Raw genomic sequence first — 26795 nt, 5'->3', positions numbered from 1 at the left:
CGGGCCCATGGCGCAAGATATCCGGGTGACCGATGACATGATCCTTACCGTCGTCATGGGGTCCCGGGCGTACGGGCCGGGCACGGAGACCTCCGGCACCGAGCGGCCGGACCGGAAAACGCGTGAGGAGTTCCTGGTGGGCGTGCGGAAGGAGCACCTGTGAAGCTGCCCGGATGGCTGCCCGAGATCGCTGGAGAGCAGCCGTACCCGCTGGTGTTCGCGACGGTGAGCGGGGCGCACCTGTACGGGTTCCCCTCGGTGGACTCGGACGTGGACCTGCGCGGCGTGCACGTGCTGCCCGTGGAGGAGGTGGCGGGGCTGCGGCACGGGCCGCAGACGCTGGAGCGGATGTGGACGCGCGACGGCGTCGAGGTGGACCTGGTGACGCACGACCTGGCCAAGTTCTGCCGATTACTGCTGGGGCGCAACGGTTACGTGCTGGAGCAGCTGCTGTCGCCGCTGGTCGTGACGTCGTCGCCGGTGCACGAGGAGCTGGTGGCGCTGGCTCCGGGCTGCCTGACGCGGCACCACGCCCACCACTATCTGGGGTTCGCGCGGACGCAGTGGCGGCTGTTCACCAAGCGCCTGGAGCTGAAGCCGCTGCTCTACACCTTCCGCGTGCTGGCCACCGGGACGCACCTCATGCGCACCGGCGAGCTCGAGGCGGACCTGACGCGCCTGTACGCGTACGGGCCCGCGTACCTGCCGGATCTGGTCGCCGCCAAGGCGGAGGCCGAGCACGTGCGCGCCCCCTCCACGCTCGGCCTGGAGGCGGACGTGGAGCGGATGACGGCGGTGCTGGAGCAGGCGCGTGACTCCTCCGCGCTGCCTGAGCGGGCCACGGCCGAGGCGGCGCTGCACGACCTGGTGGTGCGGGCGCGGGTGCGCGGGTGGAGCTCCCTGACGTGACGTCGGCAGGCGGGGAGCCGGTGAGCAGGACGGACGCGCTCGAGGTCGTCGGCGGCGAGCCGGCGGGCAGGACGAACGGGCTCGGGGTCGTCGGCGGCGAGCTGGTGGGCAGGACGGACGCGCTTGAGGTCGTGAGCGGGGTCCTGGCGGCGGGGTCGGGGTGCGTCGTGGTGGAGGGGCCGGCGGGCATCGGCAAGAGCCGCCTGCTGGAGGAGGCCGCGGGGCGGGCGCGGGCGCGCGGGACGGCGGTGGCGCTCGGCCGCGCCACCGAGCTGGACCGGGTGGCTCCCCTGTCCACCCTCCTGCGCCCGCTCGCCGCAGACGGCGGGCCGCTGGGCACGGGGTTCGGGGGTGGCGGGTTCCGGTCGATCGAGCGGGTCGGCGAGGCGGTCGAGCGCTTCACGCGCTCCCGGCCGCTGGCGATCGTCCTCGACGACGTGCAATGGGCGGACGAGCTGACCTGCCTGGCGCTGCGGCAGCTCGTACCGGGGCTGGCCGGGTCCCCCGTGGTGTGGCTGCTGGGGCGGCGGCCGCTGCCCCGGCAGGAGGCGGTCGACCGGCTGATCGAGGAGGGCGCCCGGCGCGTGCCGCTGCCTCCGCTCGGTCCGGAGGAGGCGGCCGAGCTGGGCGCGCGCCTGCTCGGCGCCGCGCCCGGCCCGTCGGTGCTGGAGCTGGTGCGCGGCAGCGGCGGCAACCCGTTCCTGCTGGAGGAGGTGCTGACGGGGCTGCGCGCCGAGGGCCGGATCTCGGTGCGCGGCGGCGTGGCCGAGGTCGTGGCGGGCGGCGCGAACCAGGTCGCGGGCGCGGCGGGCGGCGCGGCGGGCGGCGCGGACCCGGTCGGGGGCCCGGCAGGTGGCCCGGCAGGTGGCCCAGCAGGTGGCGGGGTGGGTGGCGGGGTGGAGCTGCCCGCCGGGTTCGTGGCGGCGGTGGAGAGGCGGCTGCGCGACCTGTCCGACGGGGCGCGGCGGCTGCTGGAGGCGGCCTCCGTGCTGCGGCGGCCGTTCTCGGTGCACGAGGCGGCGGGGGTGCTGGGGGTGCCGGCGGGAGCGCTGTTCGAACGCGTGGAGGAGGCCGTGGGGGCGGGCGCGCTCGTCGGTGAGGGTGATCGGCTGGCGTTCCGGCACGACCTCATCCGGGAGGCCGTCTACGGCGGGCTCGGCGCGCCCATCAGGACGGCGCTGCACCGGGAGGCGGCGTCCGTGCTGCGGGCCGAGGGCCGGCCGCCGGCCGAGCTGGCCGAGCACCTGAGGCACGGCGCGCGCCGGGGGGACGCGGCGGCGATCCGGGAGCTGCGGGCGGCCGCCGAGGAGATGACGGCCACCGCTCCCTCGGCCGCCGCCGACCTGATGCTGCGCGCCCTCGAACTGGCCCATCCCGGCGACGTCGGGCGGAGCACCGCGCCGCTGGTGGCCGGGGCCGTGCGGTTGCTGGCTTCGGCGGGGCGGCTGGGTGAGGCGCGGGAGCTGGCCGACCGCCTCGGCGTGCCGCTCTCGGCGGCCGAGGAGGCGGGGGTCGCGCTCGGGCTGGCCGAGGCGCTCAAGCACATCGGCGACGACCGGGGCGTCATCCGGCGGACCGGCCGGGTGCTGGGCCGGCCGGGCGTGCCGGGTCGGGAGCGGGCGCGGCTGCTGGCCGTACGGGCCCACGCGCTGATGATGACCGGCGAGATCGACGCGGCCGAGGAGGCGGCGGCTGGCGCGGTCGCGGAGGGCGAGGTGTTCGCCGAGGTGGTGGGGTCGCAGGCGCGGTCCACCGTGGCGCTGTTCAGGGGCGACCTCGACGGCGCGCTGCGGCACGCCGAACGGTCGGTGGAGCTGGCCGACGCGGCGGGCGGCGAGGCGGCCCACCGGCATCCGCGGTTGTGGCTGGGCGCGGCGATGGTGGCGCTGGACCGGTTCGAGGAGGCCGAGGGCCTGTACGCGGTGGTCGAACGGGAGGCCGGGCGGCTGGGCACCGCGTGGGCGCTGCCGCTGCTGCACCGCTTCAGGGCCGAGCTGCTGCTGGCCTGGGGGCGGCTCGACGACGCGGCGGCCGAGGCCGAGGCGGGGCTGCGGGTGGCCGGGCAGCTCTCGGCGATGGCGCTGGCCCCGGCGCTGCTCGGCGTGCTCGGCCACGTGGCGCTCCTGCGGGACGAGACGGAGGCGGCGCGAGCGTATCTGGACCGGGGCCGCGAGCTGGCCGGCCGCCGTGGGCAGGCCGGCAGCGGGGCGGCCGGGAATGGGCCCGGGCTGGTGTCCGAGGAGCTGCGGTGGCGGCGCCGGCTCCTCGACGAGGCGACGGGCGCCTCCCGTGGCAGCCCGTCGTACGGCGGGGCGCTGGCGTACTTGATCGTGCAGGAGCCGTGGACGGCGGCGCGGTGGCGGGGCGATCCGCGCGTGGTCGCGTGCGCGCGGGATCTCGCCCGCCGCAACCCCGGCGTCACATCCCTGGCGGCCGGGCTCGCGCACGCGGAGGGCAGGCTGGAGGAGGCCGTCGAGCTGTACCGGAGCGCCCCGCGACCGCTCGGGCTGGCGGCGGCCCTGGCGGAGGCGGGGCAGCGGGAGGAGGCCGTCGAGGTCTACCGGTCGTGCGGGGCCGCGGCGGGCAGGGCGCGGCCGGAGGCGACAGGGCGCGGATGGACGGCGCTGACGGCCTCCGAGCTGCGCGTCGTCCGGCTCGTCGCCCAGGGGATGACGAACCGGGAGGCGGCGGCCGCCCTGTTCCTGTCGCCGCACACGGTCGACAGCCACCTGCGCCACGCGTTCGCCAAGCTGGGGGTGAACAGCCGGGTGGAGCTGACCAGGCAGGTGCTGGCGCACGAGCCCGGCCAGTGAATCAGCCCGTGAGATCAATCGGCGCGGCCGGCCCGGAGCCTGGGCAGCAGCTCGCGGGCGTCCTCCTCGGTGATCTCGATCCCGAAGCGTTCGCGCAGCTCCTCGGCCAGCTCCGCGGCCGTCCCCACCGCCGGGCCCGCCGCCAGGTCCTCGCCGCGGACGCGGGCGTCGGCCGTGGTGCGCTGGACCAGCACGTGGTGGACGAACGGCGAGCGGGGGCTGTTGGCGACGTAGAAGTTGGCCACCTCGAAGTCGCTGGGATAGTGCGGCTCGTCCGGGCGGAACGCGTACAGCTCGGCCGGGCCCGCGTGCAGCACCCGGAAGTCGCCGTCCCGGCCCAGCCGCCACTCCCACGGGCCGGAGCGCGCCGTCGCCCCGTCCTCGAAGGCGATCGGCACCACCAGCCCCTCCCCGCCGAAACCTACGTCGGCCAGCCACGTGCGGCCGTCCGCCTCGACGGTGAGCGTGGCGTGCGAGCGCGGCAGGTGGCCGCGGCCCAGCCGGATCCTGGCCAGGTGCCGGGTCAGGGCGAAGCCGAGGCGTTCGAGCGCGGCGGCGAACAGCAGGTTCTGCTCGTGGCAGTATCCGCCGCGCCCGCCCGTGACGAGTTTGTCCTGGATGCTGCCCAGGTCGATGGCGATGCCCCGGCCGAGGACCGCGTCGAGGTTCTCGAAGGGGATGGAGCGCACGTGCGCCAGGTGCAGCGCGCGCAGCGTCTCATAGGTCGGCGCGAGCGGGCCGTCGTGTCCGATCCTGGCCAGGTACGCCTCGAGATCGAGCTTGTCGATGTCCCATGTCATGGGATCGACGATCTCCTGCGCGACGGCCCGCCCGCATCACGCGTTCACGGGATTCGCCGACAGGACGAGCCTGATGGCGAAGTTGTGATAGCCGGCGCGTTCGAACGCCCTGGCCATCGGCACGTTGCCGGAGTCCGTGTCCGCCATGATCGTCCGCACCCCGCGCTCGGCGTGGACGCGGGTGATCTCGCCGAGCAGGTCGTCCACGTACCCGTGGCCCCGGTGCTCGGGCACCACGCCGAGGTAGCCGACCACGGGCCCGCCGGCGTTGGCCGACGGCAGGGCGACCCCGACGAGGTCCCCGCTCTTGTCGTACGCCAGCCGCCACCACGACCGATCGCCCGGCATGGACCGGTTGTCGCGGACGTCCTCGCGCGCCTGCTCCAGGGGGTCCATCGTGACCAGGGCCTGCCGGGTGTGGAAGTCGAGCGTCCCGACGGCCACCCGGCGGAACGCCTCCACGAACACCTCGTCGTCGTCCTCCCCACGGAAGACGAGCCGGTCCGACGGCTCCGGGACGGGCCCGTCCGTCCATTCGTACCGGAGCCGTTCCAGCTCCTCGGTCAGCCCGGCGCGGCCGGCCGCCTCCCAGCGCCAGGCGATGGCCGCCGCCGCCTTCGGGTCCTCGCGCCAGCCGCGGGTGACGAACACGTGGTACTCGATCGCCCGCCCGTACGCGTCGTGGGCGCGGCGCAGCAGCTCGGCGGCCAGCCCCACGCGATCGTCCACCGACGGATGGACGTACACGCAGTCGAGCGCGAGCGGCCTGTCGCCGTCGGGGAAGCCCCACCAGACGGCGCGGGCCAGGATCTCCCCGTCGTCGGCGACGGCGAGCCAGATGCGGTCGTACCGGTAGTTGCCGCTCTCCAGGAACGAGAGCAGGCGGTCGGGATGCGCCCAGCTGATGGACTCGTCGACGACGCAGCCGAGCAGGCGGTCTAGATCGTCCTCGACCGCGGTTCGGAAAAGCACATTTCCTCCGAGAAGTAGAAGCGGGCGCGGTGAGCGCCCGAAGTAGTGCCGAACATCTCAGCGCCTCCTTTCTTCCGACTTTTCGGCGTCACGGGGCACTGTAGCGGAAATATCGCGACAGGATGGGCTCGTGAGGTCCTACGACGACGACACCCTGCCCCTGCAGCCCCCGATCCGGCTGCCCGAGGAGGCCACGCTCGCGGCGGCCGTCCGTGCCGCTCCCCTGGCCGCGGAGCTGAAGCCGGAGGGCTCCGACGCGGAGGTGCTGGCCTTCTGGGCGGGCCACGTCCGCGAGCGGCTGGCCGCCGACGAGAGGCTGCTGCTGGAGCTCATCAGGATGTTCCTGTCGCGCGAGCCGCATCCGGGCAGGGCGCCCGAGGAGCTGACGGGTCTGGGCCTGGTACGCCAGGCGGAGCCGTACACGCTGAGCTGGCTCGGCCTGTGGGCGGCGCGGCTGGTCATCTCGGAGACCACCGGGCAGGAGGTGCCGGTCATCGGGTCGCTCGCGGACGCCGACGCCGCCACGCTGCTGCACGGCCTGCGCTCCTACCCGGAGACGGAACGCGGCGAGGAGCTGGCCGGGTGGCTCAAGGGCCGGGACCCGGACGCGGCGGCGGCCGAGATCGCCTCGGCGCTGGCCACGGTGAGCCCGCTCAGCCGGGCGGTCGGCGTGGAGCTGCTGTCGTCGGACCTCGGCGAGGAGGGGCGGCGGGCGCTGGCCGGGCTGCTGGAGGAGCCCGGCCTCGGAGCGGTGATCGCCACCAGGACGGAGCGCGAGGACCGCCCGGCCGCCCCGGACGAGATCGCCTGGGTGTTCGTGGACATGGCGGCGGCGCTGCTGGAGTTCGGGGGCGAGGCGGGCGAGGTGATCGAGTCGATCTCCATTGGGATGGACGCGGAGGAGCAGGCGGGGACGATCGCGATCCTGGCGTTCGGGGACCATCCGTGGACCGGGCGCGTGCTGCGGGTGCTCATCGACCACCACCCGGACGAGCGCGTCGCCGCCGCGGCCCGCAAGGCCCTGCGCCGGCTGCACGGGCTCGCGGACCTGCGCGGCTGATGGTCCCGGGGTGCGCCGGGTGCCCGGGACGGCGGCGGGCGGCGGTAGAGTCGGCCCGGTGACGACGCATGCGATCTCCCCGCAGACCGGCATCCTGGGTGACGCGTTCGCCTGCGAGTGCGGCGCCGTGCTCGCCGGGCGGATGACGGCCGAGCTGCACGCCGCCGAGAACGGCCTGTGCTCGGTCTGCCTCGGATCCGGCCAGGAGGAGATGGCGCCCGGACTGACGCACGGCTGCACGGCGTGCGCGGCCACCGGGGGCCGCAAGGAGCAGGTCATCTGGCAGCTCGCCTACGCCGAGGCCGAGCACCTCATCACGATCGCCGTCGTACGCGGGATCGTGGCGAACTTCGACGGGCCCTTCCACCTGTCGGAGGCCGCCGACGCGGTGCGGGCCGGGATGGGGCTGCCCGCCGGACGGCTGCCGGTCGGCCCGCGGGTGCGTGACCTGCTGCTGGAGATGCAGGCCGCGGGCGAGATCACCATGCTGTCGGCGCCGGACGAGATGATCGGCTCGGACATGGTCCTCTACCGCGACCCCCAGTGGCAACGGGCCCACACCCTGGGACTCTGACCCCCCGCCCCCGCGCGCCAGGGACGCGCGCCCGTTGACCTGCGCCGGGGCGCCGGGTGTCGTCAGGCGCGGCAGATGATCTCGCCGTGGACGATGGAGATCCAGCCGTCCTCGGCCCGCGCCCACTTCAGCCACCCCTGCGAGATCCGCCGCAGGTCGGCCTCCGTGGCCGCGCCGCTCGACAGGGCCTGCTCGGCCATGGCGGAGCCCAGGATGCGGTCCGCCCACATCCCGCCCCACCACGCCCGGTCCTCCGGGGTGGCGAAGCACCACGTCGAGGAGGTGGCGGTGACGTCGGTGAAGCCCGCCGCCCTGGCCCACGACAGCAGCCGCCGCCCCGCGTCCGGCTCGCCGCCGTTGGCCCGCGCGAGCTTCTGGTACAGCGCCATCCACTCCTCCAGCTCCGGCAGCAGCGGATACCAGGCGAACGCCGCGTAGTCGCTGTCGCGCGCCGCCACGTACCCGGTCGGCTTGGTCACCCGGCCCATCTCCCGCAGCGCCCGCACCGGGTCGCCGACGTGCTGCAGCACCTGGTGCGCGTGGACCACGCAGAAGGTGTCGTCGGGGAAGTCCAGGGCGTGCGCGTCCGCGACGGCGAAGTCGACGTTGTCCAGCCCCCTGGCGGTGATCTCGGCCCTGGACAGCTCGAGCGCCTCCTCGGTCACCTCCGACGCCGTCAGGTGGCCGACCAGCCCCGCCAGGTCGGCGGCGATCGTGCCGGGGCCGCTGCCCACGTCCAGCACCTTCATGTGCGGCTTGAGGTGGGGCAGCAGGTACGCGGCCGAGTTACCGGCGGTGCGCCAGCGGTGCGAGCGCAGCACGGACTCATGGTGGCCATGCGTGTAAACGGCGTTCATCGGCAAACTCCTTCGTTTCCGCTCCGACGCCGATCACTCTAGCGCTCGTCTCACCATCCAAGAGGAATCGTCTTGTATATCGAGACGGCGAACAGACCGTAAACTTTGTTGCGAAACGTTCGCAAATTTGGAGAGAGGCGTTGGTCGTGGGAGAGGTCCGGCCGATCGTGCACGTCGGAGATCCGGTGCTGCACCACCCGTGCGAGCCGGTCACCCGGTTCGACGACACACTGGCGGCGCTGGTGGAGGACATGTTCGCGAGCATGTACGCGGCGGAGGGCGTGGGCCTGGCCGCCAACCAGATCGGCGTGGCCCTGCGCGTGTTCGTCTACGACTGCCCGGACGCGGACGGGGAGCACCACAAGGGCGTCGTCGTCAACCCCACCCTGGAGCTCCCCGAGGTGGGCGAGCGCCATCTCGACGCGGACGACGAGGGCTGCCTGTCGGTGCCCGGCCAGTACGCGCCGCTCCCCCGCCCCGACAAGGCCGCCGTGCGCGGGTTCGACGCCGCCGGGGAGCCGGTCAGGGTCGAGGGCACGGGCCTGCTGGCCCGCTGCCTCCAGCACGAGACCGACCACCTCGACGGTTACCTGTACATCGACCGCCTCCCCGCCAAGCGCCGCAAGCGGGTGCTGGCCGCCTACGAGGAGAGCCGCTCCGCTATCGCGGACAAAGCACCGCTATAGTGGAGGAATGGAAGGCGAAGGGGTCCTGTCGAGCGGCCTGTCGATGGCCGAGCTCGGGCTGCGGATCCGCACGGAGCGGCGGGCCCGCGGGCTGACCGTCGAGCGGCTGGCCGCGCTGAGCGGCATCAGCCGGAGCATGGTCTCGGAGGTCGAGCGCGGCGCCAAGACCCCGACGGTGCTGGTGCTCGACCGGCTGGCCACGGCGCTCGGCACGTCGATCGCCCGGCTGCTCGACGAGCCGGCGCACTCGGCGATGCGCGTGCTGCGCCATGCCGAGCAGCGGGTCCTGCGCGACCCGTCCGGCTGGGAGCGCCGCGTGCTGTCGCCGGTGCTGGGGGACGTGGAGTTCGAGTTCATGCGGACGTCCCTCGGGCCCGGGGTGGACGCGGGCGAGTTCGCGCCGCACGCGCCGGGGTCGCGGGAGTACCTCGCGGTCGAGCGCGGCAGCCTGCGGCTGACGATCAACGGCAGGCCGTACGAGCTGGCGGCCGGCGACTCGGCCTACTACCCGGGCGACTGCCGCCACGCCTTCGCCAACGACGGCGCCGACGACTGTGTCTATTACCTGGCGATGGAGCTGGGCGGCGCCGGACAGCACGACCCCTGGAAGGAACCCTCCGATGGCTGATCTCGACCCCACCGACCTGGCCGCGGCCGCGCGGATCGCCGCCGAGCACCTGGCGGGCCTCGGCGAGCGGCCCGTGTGGCGGCCCGTGCCGGAGGCCGAGCGGGCCTGGCTGGGCGGCCAGGAGCTGCCCGAGCGCGGGCGGCCCCTCGGCGAGCTGCTGGAGGACGCCCGTACGCGGGTGCTGCCGTACCCCATGGGCAACGGCCACCCCCGCTTCTTCGGCTGGGTGAACTCCCCGCCCAACCCCGCGGGCGTGCTCGTCGAGCCGCTGGCCGCCGCACTCAACCCGAGCTGCGCCGGCGGCGACCACGCGGGCCCGCACCTGGAGCGCGCGGTGGTGCGATGGCTGGCCGAGCTGGCCGGGTTCCCGCACCCGCCGGGCGGCGGGCTGCTGACCAGCGGCGCCTCCATGGCCACCGTGATCTGCCTGGCCACCGCCCGGCAGCGGACCGCGCTCGCCGACGGCTGGGACGCCCGCGAGGAGGGCCTGTCCGGGCGGCCGCCCATGGTCATGTACGTCACCGAGGAGGGCCACAGCTGCCTGCACAAGGCCGCCCAGCTCCTCGGTCTCGGAGCGCGGCAGGTCCGCGTGGTCCCGGTGGACGGCGCGTACCGGATGGACGTGGACGCGCTCCGCGCCATGGTCGAGCAGGACCTGCGGGCGGGCCTGCGGCCGTTCTGCGTGGCGGGCAGCGCGGGCACCGTCAACTCCGGCGCGGTGGACCCGCTCGGCGAGATCGCCGACGTGGCCGCCGAGCACGGGCTCTGGTTCCACGTGGACGGCGCGTACGGCGCGCTCGGCGTCCTGGCCGACGGCGCCGCGCCGCACTACGCGGGCCTGGAGCGGGCCGACTCGCTGGCCCTCGACCCGCACAAGTGGCTCGGCGTCCCGGTGGGCTGCGGCTGCGCCCTGCTGCGCGACCCGGGGGCGGCGCGGGCCGCGTTCAGCCTGGTGCCGTCGTACCTGATCGACGACAACGCGGATGATCTGGGATGGTTCGCCGAGTACGGGCCCGAGCAGACCCGCCCGTTCCGCGCGCTGAAGACCTGGGCCACGCTGTCGCACCTGGGCCGTTCCGGCGTCGAGCGCCTGGTGAACCACACGACCGGGCTGGCCCGCACGCTCGCCGCCATGGTCGAGGAGGCCGGCGACTTCGAGCTGCTGGCGCCCGTCACCACCTCGATCACCGCCTTCCGGTACCGGCCCCGCCCCGACGGGCTGGACGCCCTCAACCGGGCGATCCCGGGCGCGGTGCAGGCGCGCGGGAACGCGTTCATCACCGGTACCCGGCTGGGCGGCCGCGACGCGCTGCGCGCCTGCTTCCTGCACCCGGACACCACCGAGGGGGACCTGGCCGTCCTGCTGGAGGAGATCCGCCTGGCGGCCAAGACGCTCTGACCGGACACGGAGGCCCGCCCGGCGGCCAAGACGCTCCAGCCGAACGCAGAGACCCGGCAAAGGCCGGTGAGCCGCGCGTCCGCTCGGGTAGGGGTCGGCTGGACCGATCAGGCAGGAGGATCCCCATGGCCGACACCGTGGCAGAGGTCATGACGTCCCACCCGGCGGCGGTCGAGGCCGACCAGCCGGTGTCCGCCGCGGCCGCGCTGATGCGCGACCGCGACACCGGTGCCGTGATCGTCAACGAGAACGGCCGGATCCAGGGCATCATCACCGACCGCGACATCGCCGTGCGCGTCGTCGCCGCCGAGAAGTCCCCCCAGACGCCGGTACGCGAGGCGTGCAGCCCGTACGTCGAGGCCATCGACCCCGACACCACCATCGACCAGGCGGTGCGGATCATGCGCTCGCACGCCGTCCGCCGCCTGCCGGTGCTGGAGGACGGCCGCGCGGTCGGCATCGTCAGCCTCGGCGACCTGGCCCTGGAGCGCGACCCGCACTCGGCCCTCGCCGACATTTCGGCCGCGGAGGGCAACCAGTAACGTTTGCCGGGTGTTCACAGTCGACGATGTACGGCAGTTCGCCCGCACGCTCCCCCGCTCGTCGGAGCACCTCATCCGGGACCGGGTCAAGTTCCGCGTAGGCAAGATCGTCTATGTGGCGTTCTCGCGCGACGAGACGCTGATGGGCTTCGGGTTCCCCAAGGAGGAGCGCGCCGCGCTGGTGGCGGCCGAGCCGGACAGGTTCGTCCTGCCGCGGGAGTCCGACCTGCGCTTCAACTGGGTGGTGGCGCGCGTGGACGCCCTCGACCCGGCCGAGATGCGGGAGCTGGTCCTGGAGGCGTGGCGGATGTGCGTGCCGAAGAAGGTGCGCCTGGAACAGCAGGCCCAGGCCCTCCACGGGCGCTAGCGGGGTCGCAGGCCAGCGGCCAGCGCCCTCGCCTCCGCGGTCGTCACCTGCTTCCCGCCGACGGCCCAGTCGCCGCTCTTGACCTCCTCCACGATGACCAGGGTCAGCGGGCGCATGTTCTCGCCCTCGATGGCGACCATCGCGTCGGTCAGCTTCTCCACCATCTCGGCCTTCTGCGCGTCGCTGAAGACGCCCTCGATGACCTTCACGTTGATGAGTGGCATGGATTCCCCCCTTTCCGCCGACCTGCCCCCGCGCCCCGGGGGCAAACCCGGCTTGCCCGCCGTGCCGCCCATCCGTCAGCATGACGATCATGACGGACGAGGACTGGGCGGGATGGCATGACGCCTACGACGTACCGGGCTCGCCCCTGGAACGGCGGCTTCAGGTGGTGCGGAAGTGGATCGCCGCCGCGCTCGACGACGGGGCCACGCGGGTGGTGAGCCTGTGCGCGGGCCAGGGCCGGGACCTGCTGCCGGTGCTCGCCGCGCACCCCGGGCGCGACCGGGTGCGGGCCCGGCTCGTGGAGCTGGATGAGCGCAATGTCGCCGCCGCCCGGCGGTCCGCCCCGCCGGGGGTCGAGGTGGTGGGCGGGGACGCGGCGCTGCTCGGCGCGTACGCCGGTGCGGTGCCCGCGGACCTGGTGCTGGTGTGCGGCGTGTTCGGGAACGTGAGCGACGCCGACGTCCGGCGCACGGTCGGCCTGCTGCCGCAGCTCTGCGCCCCGGGCGCCACCGTGGTCTGGACGAGGAACCGGCGCGAGCCGGACCTGGTGCCGCGCATCTGCGGATGGTTCGAGGACGGCGGGTTCGAGCGGGTGGAGGTGGAGGGGGACGACGGGTACGGCGTCGGCGTGCACCGTTACGCGGGGCCGCCCGTGGCGCTGGAGGCGGGCGAACGCATGTTCACGTTCCGCTGACGTCCTGGAGCCGGCGCCGCAGCCAGCGCAGCGACGCCTTGCCCAGCGCGGTGGCCATGGCGACCAGGTGGCGGTCGGCGCCCGGCCCGGCGTTCGCCGCCAGCCGCAGCAGGAAGCCGGCGTGCGCGGCGAGGAAGGCGTCGATCGCCTCCGGCGGGAGGTCGCGGGTCAGCGGATGCTCCCGGGCGAACGCCTGCGGGTCCACCCCGCTCAGCGAGGCGCTCGACAGCAGGGTGAGCACGTCGCAGTGCGGGGCCCCGACCCAGGCGTGGGGCCAGTCGACGACGAGGACGCGATCCGTGGTGAGCATGATGTTGAACGGATAGAGATCTCCGTGCAGGAGCGTCTCGCCCGTGAGGGAGGAGGCGGCCGCCTCCTCCAGCGCGACCAGCTCGTCGAGATGATCGCTCGCCCACCGCGACACCGGGGCGAGCCGGCCGGCGCCGCCCTCGTCCGCGAGCGCGCGCCACCCGCCGAGCCGTGGCCGGGCGAGCAGGGCCGGGTCGATCGGCGACGGGGTCAGCGCCCGCGCCAGCCCGGTCGCGGCGGCGAGCACCCGGTCGAGCTCGTCGCGCTCCCACGGCTGGGCGGGCAGCCGCCCCTCCACGTCCTCGAACACCAGGGCCACCCACGTGCCGTCGTCATGGGCGTGGAGCAGCCGCGGCGCCGGCACCCCGTCGGGGAGCCGCCGGGAGACCTCGATCTCCCGGCGGTGGAACCGGGCCACCCCCGGTGCCACGAGCGAACTCGCCGCCTTGACGAACGCTCGCCCGCCGTCGGCGAGCCGCAGCCGGGCGGCCACGCCCTCGGAGAAGCCGCCCGGCTGGCTCGCCGCGGCGGCCACCTCGCTCCCGAGCAGCTTCTCGATCGCCGCCCGCACCTCGGCGGGCACCTCGGCCCAGGTGATGCGCTGGGACCCGGTCGCGGGCGGCATGCCCGCCATCAGGAGAGGCTTCGGTAGAGCTCGCCCGTCAGCTTGGTGACGCGGGTGACCGAGGAGGCCCACGTGCCGCCCGCCGGGTGCGCCGTCAGCACCGCGACAACGTACCGCTCGTTCTTGCCCACCAGGCCCGTCGTGTGCAGCACCGGGCGGCCGTAGTCGGGCACGCCCGAGCCGGTGGCGCGCTGGGCGATCCACGAGATGGGCGCCCCGACCGCCCGCGCGCCGGAGCACCGCGTGGGCGGCGTGTCGCCGAACCCCGACCAGCCCTGCTTGACCGCCCACGGCCGGGGCACCGCGTCGGGGATGCCGAACGTCTGGTCGAAGCCGTCGGTCCCGCACGGCGTGGACTGCCGCAGGTGCCCCAGGATCGTGTCGCGGACCCTGGGCTCGGCCCTGTCGAGCAGGTAGCGGTAGGTCCGCACGATGTCGTACGCGCTGAGCGAGGTGTAGCCCCAGAAGCCCGGCTTGGAGGCGGGCGGCGGCGCGGTGTCGGACAGGCCGAGCTTGCGCGCCATCCGCACGATGATCTGCCCCTTGCCGGCGCGGTCCCAGAACGCCGAGGCCGCGTCGTCGTCGCTGGAGCGCAGCATGATCTTCAGCAGCCGGGCGTCGGCGGCCGGCACGCTCTTGCGCCGCTCCAGGTAGTCGATCGCGATGAGGATCTTGACGACCGAGGCCGAGCGGAACTTGCGGTGCGCGTTACGCGTGGCCACGAACTTGCCCGCCTGCCGGTCGAACACCAGCCACGACGCCGTGGTGCCCGGCGGCACCCGCGGGGCGGCCTGGGCGGGCGTGGCGAGCCCGACGACAAGGGGGACGGCGGCCACCGCGGCGGCCAGGGGCATCCTTCGCATTCGCCTATACCTACCAAGCCTTGACCCGGCCAACAAAGCGGGTATAAACAAAGATGAAACCAACCCGAAACGGCGGTGAACCAACATCATGTACGCCGAGGAGCGGCAGCAGGAGATCCTGCGGAGAGCGCGCGCCGCGGGCCGCGTCGACGTGGTGACGCTGGCCGCCGAGCTCGACGTGACCACCGAGACGATCCGCCGCGACCTGACGGCGCTGGAGCGGGCGGGCGTGCTGCGCCGGGTGCACGGGGGCGCGATCCCCGTCGAGCGCCTCGGGTTCGAGCCCGCGCTGGCCACCCGCGACGAGGTGATGACGGCCGAGAAGGAGCGCATCGCCAAGGCCGCGCTGGCGGAGCTGCCCGAGGACGGTTCCGTGATCATCGACGCGGGCACCACGACGGGCCGGCTGGTCCAGGTGCTGCCCGCCGACCGCGAGCTCACCGTCGTGGTGAACTCGCCGCCGCTGGCCACCGCCCTGGCCGCCCGCGCCAACCTGCACGTGATCATGCTGGGCGGCCGGGTGCGCGGCAAGACGCTCGCCACGGTCGACGACTGGGCGCTGCGCCCGCTGGCCGACCTCAACGTGGACGTGGCCTTCATGGCGGCCAACGGCTGCTCGCTCACCAGGGGCCTGACCACGCCCGACCCGGCCGAGGCGGCGATCAAGCGGGCCATGGTCAAGGCGGCGCAGCGCAGCGTGCTGCTGGCCGACCACACGAAGTTCACGAACACGTACCTGGCCAGGTTCGCCGGACTGGACGAGATCGACGTGCTCGTCACCGACACCGGGCTGGACGTCGCCCTCGCCGCCGACCTGGCGGCGGCGGGCCCGGAGGTGATCCGGGCATGATCCTCACCCTGACCCTGAACCCCAGCCTCGACCGCACCATCGAGATCGCCGCGCTCGACCGGGGCGCCGTCATCCGCGCCGCCGCCGCCCACCTAGACCCGGGGGGCAAGGGCGTCAACGTCTCACGCGCCCTGCTGGCCAACGCCGTGGCGAGCCGGGCGGTGGTGCCGTTCGGCGGCGACGAGGGCAGGCAGCTCGTACGGCTCCTCGCGGCCGAGGGGCTCGACATGGTCACCGTCCCGGTGGCCGGCCCGACCAGGTCCAACGTCACCCTGGCCGAGCCCGACGGCACCATCACCAAGATCAACGAGCCGGGCACGGCGCTGTCGGCCGACGAGCTGGACACGATCGCCGACGCCGTGCTCGACGCCGCCCACGAGGCCGACTGGGTGGTCGCCTCGGGCAGCCTGCCGCCCGAGGTCCCGGCCGACGTCTACGCCCGGCTGTGCCGCAGGTTCGCCGGGGCGGGCATCCACGTGGCCGTCGACACCAGCGGCCCGGCGCTGGCCTGCGCGCTCGGCGCCGCGCCCGCGCTGGTCAAGCCCAACCTCGAGGAGCTGTCCGCCGCGACCGGCATGCTCATCCGCCGCCTGGGCGACGTGGTCGAGGCGGCCGGCAAGCTGCGGGCCGCGGGCGCGCGTACCGTGCTGGCCAGCCTGGGCGCCGACGGCGCCGTCCTCGTCGAGGAGCAGGGCGTCTGGTACGGCGAGGCCGCCGTCACCGAGCCGCGCAGCTCCGTCGGCGCCGGCGACGCCATGCTGGCCGGCTTCCTGGCCGGCGGCGGGCGCGGCCCCGACGCCCTGGCGCGGGCGCTGGCCTGGGGCGCCGCGGCGGTCCGCCTGCCCGGCAGCCGCATGCCCGGCCCCGCCGACATCGACCCGGTCGTCGTCGCCGTCCACCCGCCCGACCCGTCCCGCCCCCTCGCCTCCCCCCTTGTCCCGCACAGCGGCTGATCAACTGCTCATCCCCCCGAAGGAGCACGTCCATGGCCGACAGTTACACACCCCCGGTCACCGGAACCGGTGTCAAGGCCACCATCCAGCGCATCGGCGGCCACCTGGCCGGCATGATCATGCCGAACATCGGCGCGTTCATCGCCTGGGGCCTGATCACCGCGCTGTTCATCCCGACCGGCTGGCTGCCCAACGAGACGCTCGCGAAGATGGTCGGCCCGATCATCTCGACCCTGCTGCCGATCCTCATCGCCTACACCGGCGGCCGGATGGTCCACGGGCAACGCGGCGCGGTCGTGGGCGCGGTGGCGGTGATGGGCGTCGTGGTGGGCACGGACTCTCCGATGTTCCTCGGCGCCATGATCATCGGCCCGCTCACCGCCTTGATCCTGAAATATGTGGACAAGTTCACGGAGCAGCGGACCAAGGCCGGCTTCGAGATGCTCGTGGACAACTTCTCCGCCGGCATCGTGGGCGGCGCGATGGCCGTGGTCGGGATGTTCGGCATCGGCCCGATCGTCCAGACGGTCACCACGGCCGCGGGCAACGCGGTGAGCTGGCTCATCGGCCACAACCTGCTCCCCGTCGCCTCCGTGCTGATCGAGCCGGCCAAGGTCCTGTTCCTGAACAACGCCATCAACCACGGCGTGCTCGGCCCGCTCGGCGTCGCGCAGGCGGCGGAGACGGGCAAGTCGATCCTGTTCATGCTGGAGTCGAACCCGGGGCCCGGCCTCGGGCTGCTGCTGGCGTACCTGCTGTTCGGCCCGCGCGAGCTGCGCCCGAGCACGCCCGCCGCCATGATCATCCACTTCTTCGGCGGCATCCACGAGATCTACTTCCCGTACGTGCTCATGAAGCCCCGCCTCATCCTCGCGGTCATCGCGGGCGGCGCGGCCGGCGTGTTCACGTTCATGGTCACCGGGGCGGGCCTGGTCGCCACGCCGTCGCCCGGCAGCATCTTCGCCTACATCGCGGTCACGCCGAAGGGCGGCTGGCTCGGCTCCAGCCTGGGGATCCTCGTGGCCACGGCCGTGTCGTTCGCCGTCGCCGCGATCCTGCTCGGCTTCGGCAGGGGCGAGAAGAAGGACGAGCCGGAGGGCTCGCAGGAAGCCGTCACCGCCACCGAACCTGCCGCCGCACCCGCCAACAAGGAGGCCTGAGCCATGGCCGGCATCGACAGCAAGGACATCCACAAGATCATCGTGGCCTGCGACGCGGGCATGGGCAGCAGCGTGATGCTCGCCTCCACGCTGCGCAAGCAACTCAAGGACACCGGCGTCAGCGTCGAGCACACGCCCGTCAACTCCATCCCCGACGACGCCGACGTGGTCCTGTGCCACGCCGGGCTGGCCGCCCGCGCCAGGGCCGCCGCCCCCGGGAAGGTCCTGGTCTCGTTCCAGATCTTCCTCGGCGACCCGGCGGTGACCCGGCTGGTGAACACCATCAAGAACGGCGGCACCGTCGATGCGTGACGGCCTGCTCGACCCGCGGGCCGTGCTGCTGCACGAGAGCGCCCCCGACCGCGCCGCGGCCATCCGCCGGTGCGGGCGGGCGCTGGTCGAGGTGGGGGCGGTCGCGGAGCCGTACATCGAGGCGATGCTCGAACGCGAGCGGACGATCTCCACGTACGTCGGCGAGGGCGTGGCCATCCCCCACGGGACCAACGCCTCCAAGGAGGACGTCAGGCGCGACGCCATCTGCGTGGTGCGCTTCCCCGGCGGCATCGACTGGGACGGCGAGCAGGTCACGCTCTGCGTCGGCATCGCGGCCAAGGACGGCGGGCACGTGCCGCTGCTGGCGGCGCTGGCCGAGATCCTGCTCGACCCCGACCGCGCCAGGACGCTGCGCGAGGCCACCGAAGTCTCACAAGTGATGAAGGAGCTCACAGCGTGAAAGTCGCCAGATTCCACGCTCCCGGCGACATCCGGATCGAGGACGCGCCGGAGCCCGTCGCCGGGCCCGGCGAGCTGAAGATCCGCGTACGGAACTGCTCGACGTGCGGCACCGACGCCAAGATCCTCAAGTTCGGGCACCACCACATCAGGCCGCCGCGCGTGATGGGCCACGAGATCGCCGGCGAGGTCGTGGACACGGGCGAGCGGGTGCAGGTGATCGCCGCGATCCCGTGCGGCGCCTGCCCGGAGTGCCTGCGCGGCCGCCTGACCGTCTGCCCGAACCAGGAGTCGATGGGCTACCACTACGACGGCGGCTTCGCCGAGTACATGGTGATCCCGGCCAAGGTGCTGGCCGTGAACGGCGTCAACGCCATCCCGCCGGGCGTCGGCTACGCCGAGGCGTCGGTGGCCGAGCCCCTGGCCTGCGTGCTCAACGGGCAGTCGCTGGCGCGCGTGGGGGCGGGCGACGACGTGGTGGTGATGGGCGCGGGCCCGATCGGCTGCCTGCACGTACGCCTGGCGCGGGCGCGCGGCGCCGCCCGCGTCTTCCTCGTGGACGTCAACCCGCAGCGCCTGGCGATGGCCGCCGAGCTGGTACGCCCGGACGCGGCGATCGACTCCGACCCGGTCGAGCAGGTGCTCAAGCTGACCGGCGGGCGCGGCGCCGACGTGGTGATCACGGCGGCGGCCTCGGGGGCGGCGCAGGAGCAGGCGGTACGGATGGCGGCCCGGCAGGGGCGCATCAGCTTCTTCGGCGGCCTGCCCAAGGACGACCCGCTCGTCACCATCGACTCCAACCTCGTCCACTACCGCGAGCTGACCATCGTCGGCGCCAACGGCTCCAGCCCGGCGCACAACGCCGAGGCGCTGCGCCTCGTAGCCTCGGGGGACGTGGTGGTGTCCGACCTCATCACCCACCGTCTGCCGCTGCCCCGGGTGCTCGACGGGATCGACCTCGTCAGCAGGGGCGCGGCCATCAAGGTCACTATTGAGCCGTAGGAGGTTCGAGATGGCACAGCGAACGGTGATCGTGGCCTCTGCCAGCGGCCTGCACGCCCGGCCCGCCAAGCTCTTCGTGCAGGCGGCGGCGCGGCTGGGGGTGCCGGTGACGGTGCGGCTCGGGGAGAAGGCGGTCCCGGCGAAGAGCATGCTCGGCGTGCTGTCGCTGGGGGCCGTGCGCGGCACGGAGGTGACGCTGGAGGCGGACGGGCCGGGGGCGGAGGAGGCGCTGGACTCGCTGGTGGCGCTGCTCTCGCGCGACCTCGACGCGGAAGAGGCCCTCGATGCCTGACCAGCCCGCTCCCGGCAGCGGCCGTCCTGACTCGGCCCCTCCCGGCAGCGGCCATCCTGACCGGCCCGCCTTCTCCGGTTCGGGCGGGTTTCTGACCGGGCTCGGGGTGAGCCAGGGGCGGGCGGCGGGGCCGGCGATGCGGATGGCCGCCCCGCCGACGCTGCCCCCGCCGCGCCCGGTCGCCGACCCCGCCGCAGAGTCGTCCGCCGTCGCCGCCGCCCTGGAGGCGGTCGCCGCCGACCTCTCCCGGCGGGCCGCCGGCGCCTCGGGCGAGGCGGCGGACATCCTCGAGGCGCTGGCCATGATCGCCGACGACCCGATGCTGCTGGAGGACGCCCAGGGCCGGGCCCGGGAGGGCATGGACGCCGCCCACGCCCTGGACGCCGCCTTCGCCCAGCACCGGGACACGCTGGCCGCGCTCGGCGGCTACCTGGCCGAACGGGCCGCCGACCTCGACGACCTCAAGCACCGGGCCGTGGCGTTCGCGCTCGGCCTGCCCATGCCGGGGCTCCCCTCCCCCGGGCACCCGTACGTGCTGGTGGCCGAGGACCTCTCCCCCGCCGACACCGCGGGCCTGGGCCCGGACGTGCTGGCGCTGGTGACCGAGCGGGGCGGGCCGACGAGCCACACCGCGATCCTGGCCCGCGGCCGGGGCCTGCCCGCCGTGGTGGCCTGCAAGGGGATCATGGACGTCCCGGACGGCACCGTGGTCGGCGTGGACGGCCGCACCGGCGAGCTCGCCGTCGGCCTCACCGAGCAGGAGGCGGCCGAGGTCCAGGAGGCCGACCGCGCGGAGCGGGCCAGGCTGGCGGCCGGCCGGGGCCCGGGCCGGACCTCGGACGGCCACCCGGTGAAGCTGCTGCTCAACATCGGCTCGGCCGCGGACCTGCGGCCGGGCGCCGAGGGGGTCGGGCTGTTCAGGACGGAGTTCCTGTTCCTGGACCGTACGACGGCGCCCTCGTTCGAGGAGCAGGTGGCCGCGTACGCCGAGGTGTTCGCGCGGGCGGAGAGCGTGATCGTGCGCACGCTCGACGCGGGCACCGACAAGCCCCTGCCCTTCCTCGGCCTGCCCGGCGAGCCGAACCCGGCCCTCGGCGTGCGCGGCCTGCGCGTGGACCGGCTGCTGCCGGACGTGCTGGACACCCAGCTCGACGCCATCGCCGAGGCGGCCCGCAAGACGGGGGCGGAGGCGTGGGTGATGGCGCCCATGGTCACCACGACGGCGGAGGCGACCGGGTTCGCGAAGCGCGCCCGCGCCAGGGGCATCGCCAGGGTGGGCGCGATGATCGAGGTCCCGGCGGCGGCGCTGCGGGCCGGGCGGCTGCTGCGGGAGCTGGACTTCCTCAGCATCGGCACCAACGACCTCGCCCAGTACACCTTCGCCGCCGACCGCCAGCACTCCGCCCTCGCCGACCTGCTCGACCCGCGCCAGCCCGCGCTGCTGGAGCTGATCGCCATGTGCGCCCGGGCGGGGCGGGAGGCGGGCAAGCCGGTCGGGGTGTGCGGGGAGGCGGCCGGAGACCCGCTGCTCGCGCCCCTGCTGGTGGGGCTCGGCGTGACCAGCCTGTCCATGGCCCCGGTGTGCGTCCCCGCCGTACGCGAGGCCCTGGCCGGCCTCACGCTGGCCGACTGCCGCGAACGCGCCACGGCGGCCCTCGCCTGACCGCGCCCCCGGCTCCGGCTCCGCGGGGGTCCCTCGGCCGAAGGACCCCCACCACGGCCACCGGCCCAGCCCCGCCGACGGACCCCGCCCCCGCCTCCCCAAGAGATCCCGGCCGCACGCGGCGGCGCCTTCCCTTCCCAAGGGACACGTCTGCGAAGGACACCAGCCACGTGCGGTGGCCGAGGGATCGCGGAGGGGGGCGGTCAGGTGGCGGGCTGCGGGGCGGTGGCGCGGAGGGTGTCCGGGGTTGTCCCGGTCCAGGCGCGGAACGCCCGGTAGAAGGAGTTGGAGTCGTCATAGCCCAGGAGGTAGGCGATTTCGGCAGTCCGCATCGCGCTGTGGCTCAGATAGTGGCGGGCGAGGTCTTCGCGGGTGCCGGCGAGGACTTCTTGGAAGGTGGTGCCCTCGAGTCGCAGCTGTCGCTGCAGCGTGCGCGCGCTGACGGCGAGGTGGCGGGTGACCTCGGCCATGGAGGCGCCGCCGGCCGGGAGTGTCTCGTGCAGGGCCGCGCGCACGCGGTCGGCGACGCTGGCCGCGGCCTGCAGGTCGGAAAGGCGTCTGCGCAGTTCGGGTGCGAAGAAGCGCCACATCTGCTCGTTCTCGGTCAGGAACGGGCGGTGCGCGTCGTGGGGGTCGAAGGTGATGGCGTGGACGGACCCGGTGCGTACGCGTGCCCCGAAGAAGCCCTCGAGCCCGAGGCGGTCCGCGGGTGACCGCGGGACGGTGACCTTGACCGGCCGGACGTGGTGGCGGGTCGCGATCCGCGCCAGGGCCGCCCAGAACACCAGCTCGGCCGTGGCCAGCAGCTGCGGCGGGGTCATGCCCGCGGGCCAGCGGCAGGTGATCGTCAACCCGTCGCCGCCGCTCTGGTCGAGCTCCAGCCGCATCGGGCCGATCAGCGGCTTGTACGTCGCGATGCGCTGCGCGGCGGTCGCGAGGTCGGCGCTGCACAGAGCGGCGAAGATGGGCGGGTTGAACATCTCGACCGAGATCGACCGGCCGATCTCGACAGCGAGATCGCGATCCCCGCCCTCGGCGTCGAGCGCCTCCCAGAACCGGAAGTACTGCTCAGGCGCGAGGGCGGTCGGCCCGCGGCCGAACAGGTCGGCCGGCAGCCGGGCGCGGCGCAGCACCCGCGCCGGGGAGACGCCGAGATCGTTCAGCAGCGCCTTGATGCTCGGGTCCAGGGTGAATCGCTCGACGCTCACCAGGCCAGCCTAGAGGCCGCGTCAGTGGCGCGAGATGCAAGTGGATCGGCGCGCTGTGCCAGTCGATGAGCCCGGATGGGCCCCTAGCGTTCGTGGCGAAGGTCGAGGTCCCCCCACGAGGACCGAGCTCCGACACGTTCAGGAAGGAACCATCATGGCTACCAAGGTCGCGCTGGTCACCGGCGCCTCCTCCGGCATCGGTGAGGCCACCGCGCTCAAGCTCCACGAGGCCGGCTACATCGTCTACGGCGCGGCGCGGCGGGTGCAGCGCATGCGGCACCTCGCCGAGTCGGGCATCCGCCTGCTCGCGATGGACGTGACCGCCGACTCCTCCATGCAGGCCGGGGTCGAGAAGATCATCGCCGCGACCGGGCGGATCGACGTGCTGGTCAACAACGCCGGCTACGGCTCCTACGGCGCGCTCGAGGACGTGCCCATGGACGAGGCCCGCGACCAGTTCGAGGTCAACGTCTTCGGCGCCGCGCGCCTGACCCAGTTGGTGCTGCCGCACATGCGCGCGCAGCGCTCGGGCACGATCGTGAACGTCACCTCCATGGGCGGCAAGATCTACACCTCCCTCGGCGCGTGGTACCACGCCACCAAGTTCGCGCTCGAGGCGATCAGCGACTGCCTGCGCATGGAGGTCAAGCCCTTCGGGATCGACGTCGTGGTGATCGAGCCGGGCGGCGTCAGGTCCGAGTGGGGCGGCGTCGCCGCGCGGAAGGTCCGCGACGTCTCCGGCACCGGCCCTTACGCGCCGCAGGGCAACGCCGTGGCCGATTCGCTCAGCTCCGAGGCCAACGAGCGCCGCCTCTCGGCCCCCGAGCTGATCGCCGACACGATCGTGAAGGCCGTCAAGGCGCGCCGCCCCAGGACGCGGTACGCGGTCGGCTTCGGCGCCAAGCCCATGATCTTCCTGCACGGTGTGCTGCCCGACCGCACGTTCGACGCGTTCATGCGCCGGGTCACCGGCGTGCCCGCGTCCTGAGAGTCGGATCCGGCGGCGGCGGTCAGGTGGCGGGCTGCGGGGCGGTGGCGCGGAAGGTGAGGTGGTCGCCCTCGACGTCCACCGTCACCCTGCCCCCCTCCTCGACCTCCCCGGTCAGCAGCATCGTGGCCAGCCGGTTGTCCACCTCCCGCTGCACCGTGCGCCGCAGCGGCCGGGCCCCGAACTCCGGCTGGTAGCCGAGCTCCGCCAGCCGGTCCTTGGCCGCGTCCGTGACCTCCAGCGTGACGCCCTGCCCGCGCAGCCGCTGCCGGGTGCGCTCCAGCATCAGGTCCACGATCTGGCGCAGCTGCTCCTTCTCCAGCCGCTTGAAGACGATCGTCTCGTCGATGCGGTTGAGCAGCTCCGGCCGCAGCGAGTGCCGCAGCAGGTCCATGAGCCGGTCCTCGAGGTCCTTGACGTCGCCCGGCGAGTCCAGGATGAGCTGGGCGCCGATGTTGCTGGTCATGATGACGATCGTGTTGGTGAAGTCCACCGTGCGGCCCTGGCCGTCGGTGAGGCGGCCGTCGTCGAGCATCTGGAGCAGGATGTTCATGACGTCCGGGTGGGCCTTCTCGATCTCGTCCAGCAGGATCACGCCGTGCGGGCGGCGGCGGACGGCCTCGGTGAGCTGGCCGGCCTCCTCGTACCCGACGTATCCGGGCGGCGCGCCGATGAGGCGGGAGACCGTGTGCCGCTCCTGGAACTCGCTCATGTCGAGGCGCACCATGTGGTCCTCGCCGCCGAACAGCGCCGCGGCGAGCGCCCTGGCCAGCTCCGTCTTGCCGACGCCCGTCGGCCCGAGGAACAGGAAGCTGCCGATCGGGCGGTTGGGGTCCTTCAGGCCCGCCCGAGCCCTGCGTACGGCCTCGGCGATGGCGGTGACGGCCTCGTCCTGGCCGATCACGCGCTCGTGCAGGTGCTCCTCCAGGCGCATCAGGCGTTCGCGCTCCTGCTGGGTGAGCTGCGTGACGGGGATGCCGGTGCGGCGGGAGACGATCTCGGCGATGTCCTCGACCGTGACCAGGGGCACGCTGTCCGTGCCGTGCCTGGCGCGTTCGACCTCCGGCCTGGTCTTCTCGATCTGCGTGGTGAGGTCCTTGGCGCGGTCGAAGTCCTCGGCGGCGACGGCCTGGTCCTTGTCGCGGCGCAGCGCGTCGAGCCGTTCCTCCAGCTCCCGCACGTCGGCGCCGGGCGTGCGCGAGCGAAGCCGCACCCGGGCGGCGGCCTGGTCCATGAGGTCGATGGCCTTGTCGGGCAGGAACCGGTCGGAGACGTAGCGGTCGGACAGCGTCGCGGCCGCGTCGAGCGCCTCGTCGGTGATGCGGACCTGGTGGTGCGCCTCGTACGCGTCCCGCAGCCCGGCCAGGATCTCGACCGTCTCCTCCACGCTCGGCTCGGCGACCAGGATGGGCTGGAAGCGGCGTTCGAGCGCGGCGTCCTTCTCGATGTTCTTGCGGTACTCGTCGATCGTGGTGGCCGCGATGACGTGCAGCTCCCCGCGGGCCAGGGCGGGCTTGAGGATGTTGGCCGCGTCCATGGCGCCCTCGGCGGCGCCCGCGCCGACCAGGTTGTGGACCTCGTCGATGAAGACGATGATCTCGTCGGAGTGCGCGCGCACCTCGTCGATGACCTTCTTGATGCGCTCCTCGAACTCGCCGCGGTACTTCGTCCCGGCCACCATGCCGGTCAGGTCGAGGCCGACGACGCGCCGGTCCTTCAGCGTGTCGGGGACGCTGTTGTTCACGATGCGATGGGCGATGCCCTCGACGATCGCGGTCTTGCCGACGCCCGGCTCGCCGATCAGGCACGGGTTGTTCTTGGTGCGGCGCGAGAGCACCTCGATGGCCTGCTCGATCTCCTCCTCGCGGCCGACGACCGGATCGAGCCTGCCCTGCCTGGCCTCCTCGGTCATGTCCCTGCCGTACTCGTCGAGCGTCGGCGTGTCGCTCTGGCGGCGCGGCTCGCCGTCGGTCCGGCGCGGGACGGCCATCATGGCCTGCTGCAGCTCGTTCGCGGAGACCCCCTGGTCCTGGAGGATGCGGGCGGCGCCGGAGTCGGGGCGCGCGGCGATCGCGAGCAGCAGGTGCTCGGGCCCGATGTACGACGACCGCAGCGCACGCGAGATCCGCTGGGCGTCGAGGATCGCCCTCTTGGCGGCCGGTGAGAGCGTGGTGGGCGGCTCGCCGGCCTCGCCCGGCCCGGCCACCTCGTCGATACGGTCGCGCACCCGCCCCACGTCCACCCCGGCCGTGCGCAGCGTGTTGCGGATGGCGTCGTCCTCCGTCAGGGCGTCGAGGATGTCGAGCACGTCCAGGTCGGGGGCGCCGCGCTGACCTGCGGCGTCCATGGCCCGTCCCAGGACCTCCCTCGCCGAGGCGGACAGCAGCCGGCCGACGTCCACCCGCTGCACGCCGGGCCGGGCCGGCGGCCAGGATTCCATGCCGCCGAACACCCGGCCCGTGAGCTCTTCGAACCCTCTGAACGGGTCCCCACCGAAAAACGACATGACCTGTCCCCCCTCGATTCGGGGGACCCCTACCGCGGATGCCGGACGTCACACCCAGCGTCAGGCAAAGCCTCGGGCCTGGTCAGGGGCGCCGGCGCAGGCCCGCGTCGCCCAGCTCCGGCGGCTGCCAGCCCCGGTCGGCCGGGTTGAGCGTGACGCCGGGCGGGACGATCTCGTCGATCCTGTCGAGCACGTCGTCGCTCAGGCGTACGTCGGCGGCCGTGAGCTGGCCCTCCAGGTGTTCCAGGGTGCGCGGCCCGATGATGGCCGACGTCACCGCCCGGTGCCTGATCGTGAACGCGATCGCCAGCTCGACCAGCGTGACGCCCGCCTCCTCGGCCAGCAGGGCGAGCTGCTCGACGGCGTCCAGCTTGCGCTGGTTGACCTCCTTGGTCAGGTCGTAGCGCTCGGGCAGCCGGGACGCCCTGCGCGTCTGCGGCAGCTCCTGCCCCTTGCGGTAGCGGCCGCTCAGCCAGCCGCCGGCCAGCGGGCTCCACACGATGACGCCCATGCCGTACTTCTCGGCCACGGGCAGCAGGTCGGCCTCGATGCCGCGGGCGAGCAGCGAGTACGGCGGCTGCTCGCACACGAACCGTTCGAGCGAGCGCCGCTCCGACGCCCACTGGGCCTCGACGATCTGGTGCGCGGGGAAGGTGGAGCTGCCGATGTAGCGGACCTTGCCCTGCCGTACGAGGTCGGTGAGCGCGCCGAGGGTCTCCTCGATGTCGGTGGCCGGGTCGGGCCGGTGGATCTGGTAGAGGTCGATCCAGTCGGTGCCGAGGCGGCGCAGGCTGTTCTCGACCTCCTGGATGATCCAGCGGCGGGAGTTGCCGCGCTGGTTGGGGTCCTCGCCCATGGCGCCGTGGACCTTGGTGGCCAGCACCACGTCGTCACGTCTGCCCGACTTGGCGAGCGCCTGGCCGACGAACTCCTCCGACTGGCCCTGGGCGTAGACGTCGGCGGTGTCGATGAAGTTGATCCCCGAGTCGAGCGCCCGGTCGATGATCTTGGCGCATTCGGCGGGGTCGGATTCGCCCCACCCGCCGAACATCATCGCCCCCAGGCAGAGCGGGCTGACCTTGAGTCCAGTACCTCCAAGTACGCGATATTCAGTCACA

At 73.8% G+C, this 26795-nt stretch carries 29 protein-coding genes; 20 read left to right on the top strand and 9 right to left on the bottom strand.

Annotated elements, in window-relative coordinates; genetic code table 11:
* Positions 1-25 precede the first annotated feature (25 nt).
* The 3 genes from H4W80_RS00590 to H4W80_RS00580 are packed head-to-tail and all read left to right on the top strand — an operon-like array spanning position 26 to position 3722.
* On the top strand, positions 26-163 hold the full coding sequence (locus H4W80_RS00590; RefSeq protein ID WP_192783242.1) for a hypothetical protein: 138 nt from the start codon (positions 26-28) through the stop codon (positions 161-163).
* The gene (locus H4W80_RS00585; RefSeq protein WP_192783241.1) at positions 160-909 is read left to right on the top strand and encodes a nucleotidyltransferase domain-containing protein; all 750 of its coding nucleotides are present in this window, start codon (positions 160-162) and stop codon (positions 907-909) included. Before H4W80_RS00590 ends, H4W80_RS00585 begins: the two co-directional genes overlap by 4 nt.
* The gene (locus H4W80_RS00580; RefSeq protein WP_192783240.1) at positions 906-3722 is read left to right on the top strand and encodes an ATP-binding protein; all 2817 of its coding nucleotides are present in this window, start codon (positions 906-908) and stop codon (positions 3720-3722) included. Before H4W80_RS00585 ends, H4W80_RS00580 begins: the two co-directional genes overlap by 4 nt.
* A 14-nt stretch (positions 3723-3736) precedes the next feature.
* Here the strand turns inward: H4W80_RS00580 and H4W80_RS00575 are convergent, their stop codons facing one another.
* Positions 3737-4522, bottom strand: coding sequence for an arylamine N-acetyltransferase family protein (locus H4W80_RS00575; RefSeq protein WP_192783239.1), 786 nt, complete (start codon positions 4520-4522; stop codon positions 3737-3739).
* A gap of 36 nt (positions 4523-4558) precedes the next feature.
* Positions 4559-5494, bottom strand: coding sequence for a GNAT family N-acetyltransferase (locus H4W80_RS63290; RefSeq protein ID WP_192783238.1), 936 nt, complete (start codon positions 5492-5494; stop codon positions 4559-4561).
* 130 nt (positions 5495-5624) lie between these two features.
* Between H4W80_RS63290 and H4W80_RS00565 the strand changes: the two genes are divergently transcribed.
* Positions 5625-6554, top strand: coding sequence for a hypothetical protein (locus H4W80_RS00565; RefSeq protein ID WP_192783237.1), 930 nt, complete (start codon positions 5625-5627; stop codon positions 6552-6554).
* Between the two features lie 58 nt (positions 6555-6612).
* Positions 6613-7128, top strand: a complete 516-nt coding sequence (locus H4W80_RS00560) for a hypothetical protein (protein WP_192783236.1) — start codon at positions 6613-6615, stop codon at positions 7126-7128.
* A gap of 62 nt (positions 7129-7190) precedes the next feature.
* On the opposite strand, the gene H4W80_RS00555 is transcribed toward H4W80_RS00560, so the two are convergent.
* On the bottom strand, positions 7191-7985 hold the full coding sequence (locus H4W80_RS00555; protein WP_192783235.1) for a class I SAM-dependent methyltransferase: 795 nt from the start codon (positions 7983-7985) through the stop codon (positions 7191-7193).
* A 146-nt stretch (positions 7986-8131) separates the two neighbouring features.
* Here H4W80_RS00555 and def point away from each other — a divergent pair, with 146 nt between their 5' ends.
* The 5 genes from def (at position 8132) to H4W80_RS00530 (ending at position 11607) form a co-directional block, all read left to right on the top strand.
* A complete protein-coding gene (gene def, locus H4W80_RS00550; protein WP_192783234.1) occupies positions 8132-8671 on the top strand; it encodes a peptide deformylase in 540 nt (179 codons plus the stop codon).
* 7 nt (positions 8672-8678) lie between these two features.
* On the top strand, positions 8679-9299 hold the full coding sequence (locus H4W80_RS00545) for a helix-turn-helix domain-containing protein (protein ID WP_192783233.1): 621 nt from the start codon (positions 8679-8681) through the stop codon (positions 9297-9299).
* The gene (locus H4W80_RS00540) at positions 9292-10698 is read left to right on the top strand and encodes a pyridoxal phosphate-dependent decarboxylase family protein (RefSeq protein ID WP_192783232.1); all 1407 of its coding nucleotides are present in this window, start codon (positions 9292-9294) and stop codon (positions 10696-10698) included. The genes H4W80_RS00545 and H4W80_RS00540 overlap by 8 nt, the downstream gene beginning before the upstream one ends.
* Before the next feature lie 125 nt (positions 10699-10823).
* Positions 10824-11240 (top strand): CBS domain-containing protein, encoded by a 417-nt coding sequence (locus H4W80_RS00535; RefSeq protein ID WP_192783231.1) that lies wholly within the window; start codon positions 10824-10826, stop codon positions 11238-11240.
* Positions 11241-11250: 10 nt separating this feature from the next.
* Complete coding sequence (locus H4W80_RS00530) at positions 11251-11607, top strand: MmcQ/YjbR family DNA-binding protein (protein WP_192783230.1); 357 nt, start codon at positions 11251-11253, stop codon at positions 11605-11607.
* On the opposite strand, the gene H4W80_RS00525 is transcribed toward H4W80_RS00530, so the two are convergent.
* Complete coding sequence (locus H4W80_RS00525; RefSeq protein WP_192783229.1) at positions 11604-11831, bottom strand: tautomerase family protein; 228 nt, start codon at positions 11829-11831, stop codon at positions 11604-11606. The two genes, H4W80_RS00530 and H4W80_RS00525, sit on opposite strands and share 4 nt — an antisense overlap.
* Before the next feature lie 89 nt (positions 11832-11920).
* Between H4W80_RS00525 and H4W80_RS00520 the strand changes: the two genes are divergently transcribed.
* Complete coding sequence (locus H4W80_RS00520) at positions 11921-12526, top strand: SAM-dependent methyltransferase (RefSeq protein WP_192783228.1); 606 nt, start codon at positions 11921-11923, stop codon at positions 12524-12526.
* Here the strand turns inward: H4W80_RS00520 and H4W80_RS00515 are convergent.
* Together H4W80_RS00515 and H4W80_RS00510 are read right to left on the bottom strand one after the other, a co-directional pair.
* Positions 12513-13469, bottom strand: a complete 957-nt coding sequence (locus H4W80_RS00515; protein WP_192783227.1) for a phosphotransferase family protein — start codon at positions 13467-13469, stop codon at positions 12513-12515. The two genes, H4W80_RS00520 and H4W80_RS00515, sit on opposite strands and share 14 nt — an antisense overlap.
* Positions 13469-14323: a D-alanyl-D-alanine carboxypeptidase family protein gene (locus H4W80_RS00510; protein WP_192783226.1), complete on the bottom strand. Its 855-nt coding sequence runs from the start codon at positions 14321-14323 to the stop codon at positions 13469-13471. Before H4W80_RS00510 ends, H4W80_RS00515 begins: the two co-directional genes overlap by 1 nt.
* 88 nt (positions 14324-14411) lie before the next feature.
* Here H4W80_RS00510 and H4W80_RS00505 point away from each other — a divergent pair, with 88 nt between their 5' ends.
* From H4W80_RS00505 to ptsP, 8 genes are read left to right on the top strand one after another with little or no spacing between them, the layout of a single operon-like run.
* Positions 14412-15173: a DeoR/GlpR family DNA-binding transcription regulator gene (locus tag H4W80_RS00505; protein WP_192783225.1), complete on the top strand. Its 762-nt coding sequence runs from the start codon at positions 14412-14414 to the stop codon at positions 15171-15173.
* Positions 15170-16126 (top strand): 1-phosphofructokinase, encoded by a 957-nt coding sequence (gene pfkB / locus H4W80_RS00500; protein ID WP_192783224.1) that lies wholly within the window; start codon positions 15170-15172, stop codon positions 16124-16126. Before H4W80_RS00505 ends, pfkB begins: the two co-directional genes overlap by 4 nt.
* Positions 16127-16158: 32 nt before the next feature.
* Complete coding sequence (gene mtlA, locus H4W80_RS00495; protein ID WP_225963164.1) at positions 16159-17286, top strand: mannitol-specific PTS transporter subunit IIC; 1128 nt, start codon at positions 16159-16161, stop codon at positions 17284-17286.
* A gap of 3 nt (positions 17287-17289) precedes the next feature.
* Positions 17290-17598, top strand: coding sequence for a PTS sugar transporter subunit IIBC family protein (locus H4W80_RS59960; RefSeq protein WP_225963163.1), 309 nt, complete (start codon positions 17290-17292; stop codon positions 17596-17598).
* On the top strand, positions 17591-18019 hold the full coding sequence (locus H4W80_RS00490; protein ID WP_192783223.1) for a PTS mannitol transporter subunit IIA: 429 nt from the start codon (positions 17591-17593) through the stop codon (positions 18017-18019). The genes H4W80_RS59960 and H4W80_RS00490 overlap by 8 nt, the downstream gene beginning before the upstream one ends.
* On the top strand, positions 18016-19020 hold the full coding sequence (locus H4W80_RS00485) for a zinc-dependent dehydrogenase (protein WP_192783222.1): 1005 nt from the start codon (positions 18016-18018) through the stop codon (positions 19018-19020). The genes H4W80_RS00490 and H4W80_RS00485 overlap by 4 nt, the downstream gene beginning before the upstream one ends.
* A gap of 10 nt (positions 19021-19030) precedes the next feature.
* Complete coding sequence (locus H4W80_RS00480; protein WP_192783221.1) at positions 19031-19312, top strand: HPr family phosphocarrier protein; 282 nt, start codon at positions 19031-19033, stop codon at positions 19310-19312.
* On the top strand, positions 19305-20975 hold the full coding sequence (gene ptsP / locus H4W80_RS00475) for a phosphoenolpyruvate--protein phosphotransferase (protein ID WP_192783220.1): 1671 nt from the start codon (positions 19305-19307) through the stop codon (positions 20973-20975). Before H4W80_RS00480 ends, ptsP begins: the two co-directional genes overlap by 8 nt.
* Positions 20976-21178: 203 nt before the next feature.
* On the opposite strand, the gene H4W80_RS00470 is transcribed toward ptsP, so the two are convergent.
* A complete protein-coding gene (locus H4W80_RS00470; protein WP_192783219.1) occupies positions 21179-22183 on the bottom strand; it encodes an AraC family transcriptional regulator in 1005 nt (334 codons plus the stop codon).
* 154 nt (positions 22184-22337) lie between these two features.
* Between H4W80_RS00470 and H4W80_RS00465 the strand changes: the two genes are divergently transcribed.
* The gene (locus tag H4W80_RS00465) at positions 22338-23171 is read left to right on the top strand and encodes an oxidoreductase (protein ID WP_192783218.1); all 834 of its coding nucleotides are present in this window, start codon (positions 22338-22340) and stop codon (positions 23169-23171) included.
* Positions 23172-23193: 22 nt separating this feature from the next.
* Here the strand turns inward: H4W80_RS00465 and H4W80_RS00460 are convergent, their stop codons facing one another.
* Both H4W80_RS00460 and H4W80_RS00455 read right to left on the bottom strand, forming a co-directional pair.
* Complete coding sequence (locus H4W80_RS00460) at positions 23194-25677, bottom strand: ATP-dependent Clp protease ATP-binding subunit (RefSeq protein ID WP_192783217.1); 2484 nt, start codon at positions 25675-25677, stop codon at positions 23194-23196.
* An 82-nt stretch (positions 25678-25759) separates the two neighbouring features.
* The gene (locus H4W80_RS00455; RefSeq protein ID WP_318786638.1) at positions 25760-26794 is read right to left on the bottom strand and encodes an aldo/keto reductase; all 1035 of its coding nucleotides are present in this window, start codon (positions 26792-26794) and stop codon (positions 25760-25762) included.
* Position 26795: the final 1 nt, after the last annotated feature.

This window comes from Nonomuraea angiospora (assembly GCF_014873145.1).
Classification (GTDB): domain Bacteria; phylum Actinomycetota; class Actinomycetes; order Streptosporangiales; family Streptosporangiaceae; genus Nonomuraea; species Nonomuraea angiospora.
This window is presented reverse-complemented; position numbering and strand designations above follow the sequence as displayed.

Excerpts from the sequence above, each read along its gene's own strand:
- mtlA (WP_225963164.1), top strand. The coding sequence starts at position 16,159 with ATGGCCGACAGTTACACACCCCCGGTCACCGGAACCGGTGTCAAGGCC.
- H4W80_RS00510 (WP_192783226.1), bottom strand. The coding sequence starts at position 14,323 with ATGCGAAGGATGCCCCTGGCCGCCGCGGTGGCCGCCGTCCCCCTTGTC.
- H4W80_RS00460 (WP_192783217.1), bottom strand. The coding sequence starts at position 25,677 with ATGTCGTTTTTCGGTGGGGACCCGTTCAGAGGGTTCGAAGAGCTCACG.
- H4W80_RS00505 (WP_192783225.1), top strand. The coding sequence starts at position 14,412 with ATGTACGCCGAGGAGCGGCAGCAGGAGATCCTGCGGAGAGCGCGCGCC.
- ptsP (WP_192783220.1), top strand. The coding sequence starts at position 19,305 with ATGCCTGACCAGCCCGCTCCCGGCAGCGGCCGTCCTGACTCGGCCCCT.
- H4W80_RS00480 (WP_192783221.1), top strand. The coding sequence starts at position 19,031 with ATGGCACAGCGAACGGTGATCGTGGCCTCTGCCAGCGGCCTGCACGCC.
- H4W80_RS00525 (WP_192783229.1), bottom strand. The coding sequence starts at position 11,831 with ATGCCACTCATCAACGTGAAGGTCATCGAGGGCGTCTTCAGCGACGCG.
- H4W80_RS00515 (WP_192783227.1), bottom strand. The coding sequence starts at position 13,469 with ATGGCGGGCATGCCGCCCGCGACCGGGTCCCAGCGCATCACCTGGGCC.
- H4W80_RS00520 (WP_192783228.1), top strand. The coding sequence starts at position 11,921 with ATGACGGACGAGGACTGGGCGGGATGGCATGACGCCTACGACGTACCG.
- H4W80_RS00535 (WP_192783231.1), top strand. The coding sequence starts at position 10,824 with ATGGCCGACACCGTGGCAGAGGTCATGACGTCCCACCCGGCGGCGGTC.
- H4W80_RS00465 (WP_192783218.1), top strand. The coding sequence starts at position 22,338 with ATGGCTACCAAGGTCGCGCTGGTCACCGGCGCCTCCTCCGGCATCGGT.
- H4W80_RS59960 (WP_225963163.1), top strand. The coding sequence starts at position 17,290 with ATGGCCGGCATCGACAGCAAGGACATCCACAAGATCATCGTGGCCTGC.
- H4W80_RS00575 (WP_192783239.1), bottom strand. The coding sequence starts at position 4,522 with ATGACATGGGACATCGACAAGCTCGATCTCGAGGCGTACCTGGCCAGG.
- H4W80_RS00490 (WP_192783223.1), top strand. The coding sequence starts at position 17,591 with ATGCGTGACGGCCTGCTCGACCCGCGGGCCGTGCTGCTGCACGAGAGC.
- H4W80_RS00555 (WP_192783235.1), bottom strand. The coding sequence starts at position 7,985 with ATGAACGCCGTTTACACGCATGGCCACCATGAGTCCGTGCTGCGCTCG.
- H4W80_RS00545 (WP_192783233.1), top strand. The coding sequence starts at position 8,679 with ATGGAAGGCGAAGGGGTCCTGTCGAGCGGCCTGTCGATGGCCGAGCTC.
- pfkB (WP_192783224.1), top strand. The coding sequence starts at position 15,170 with ATGATCCTCACCCTGACCCTGAACCCCAGCCTCGACCGCACCATCGAG.
- H4W80_RS00540 (WP_192783232.1), top strand. The coding sequence starts at position 9,292 with ATGGCTGATCTCGACCCCACCGACCTGGCCGCGGCCGCGCGGATCGCC.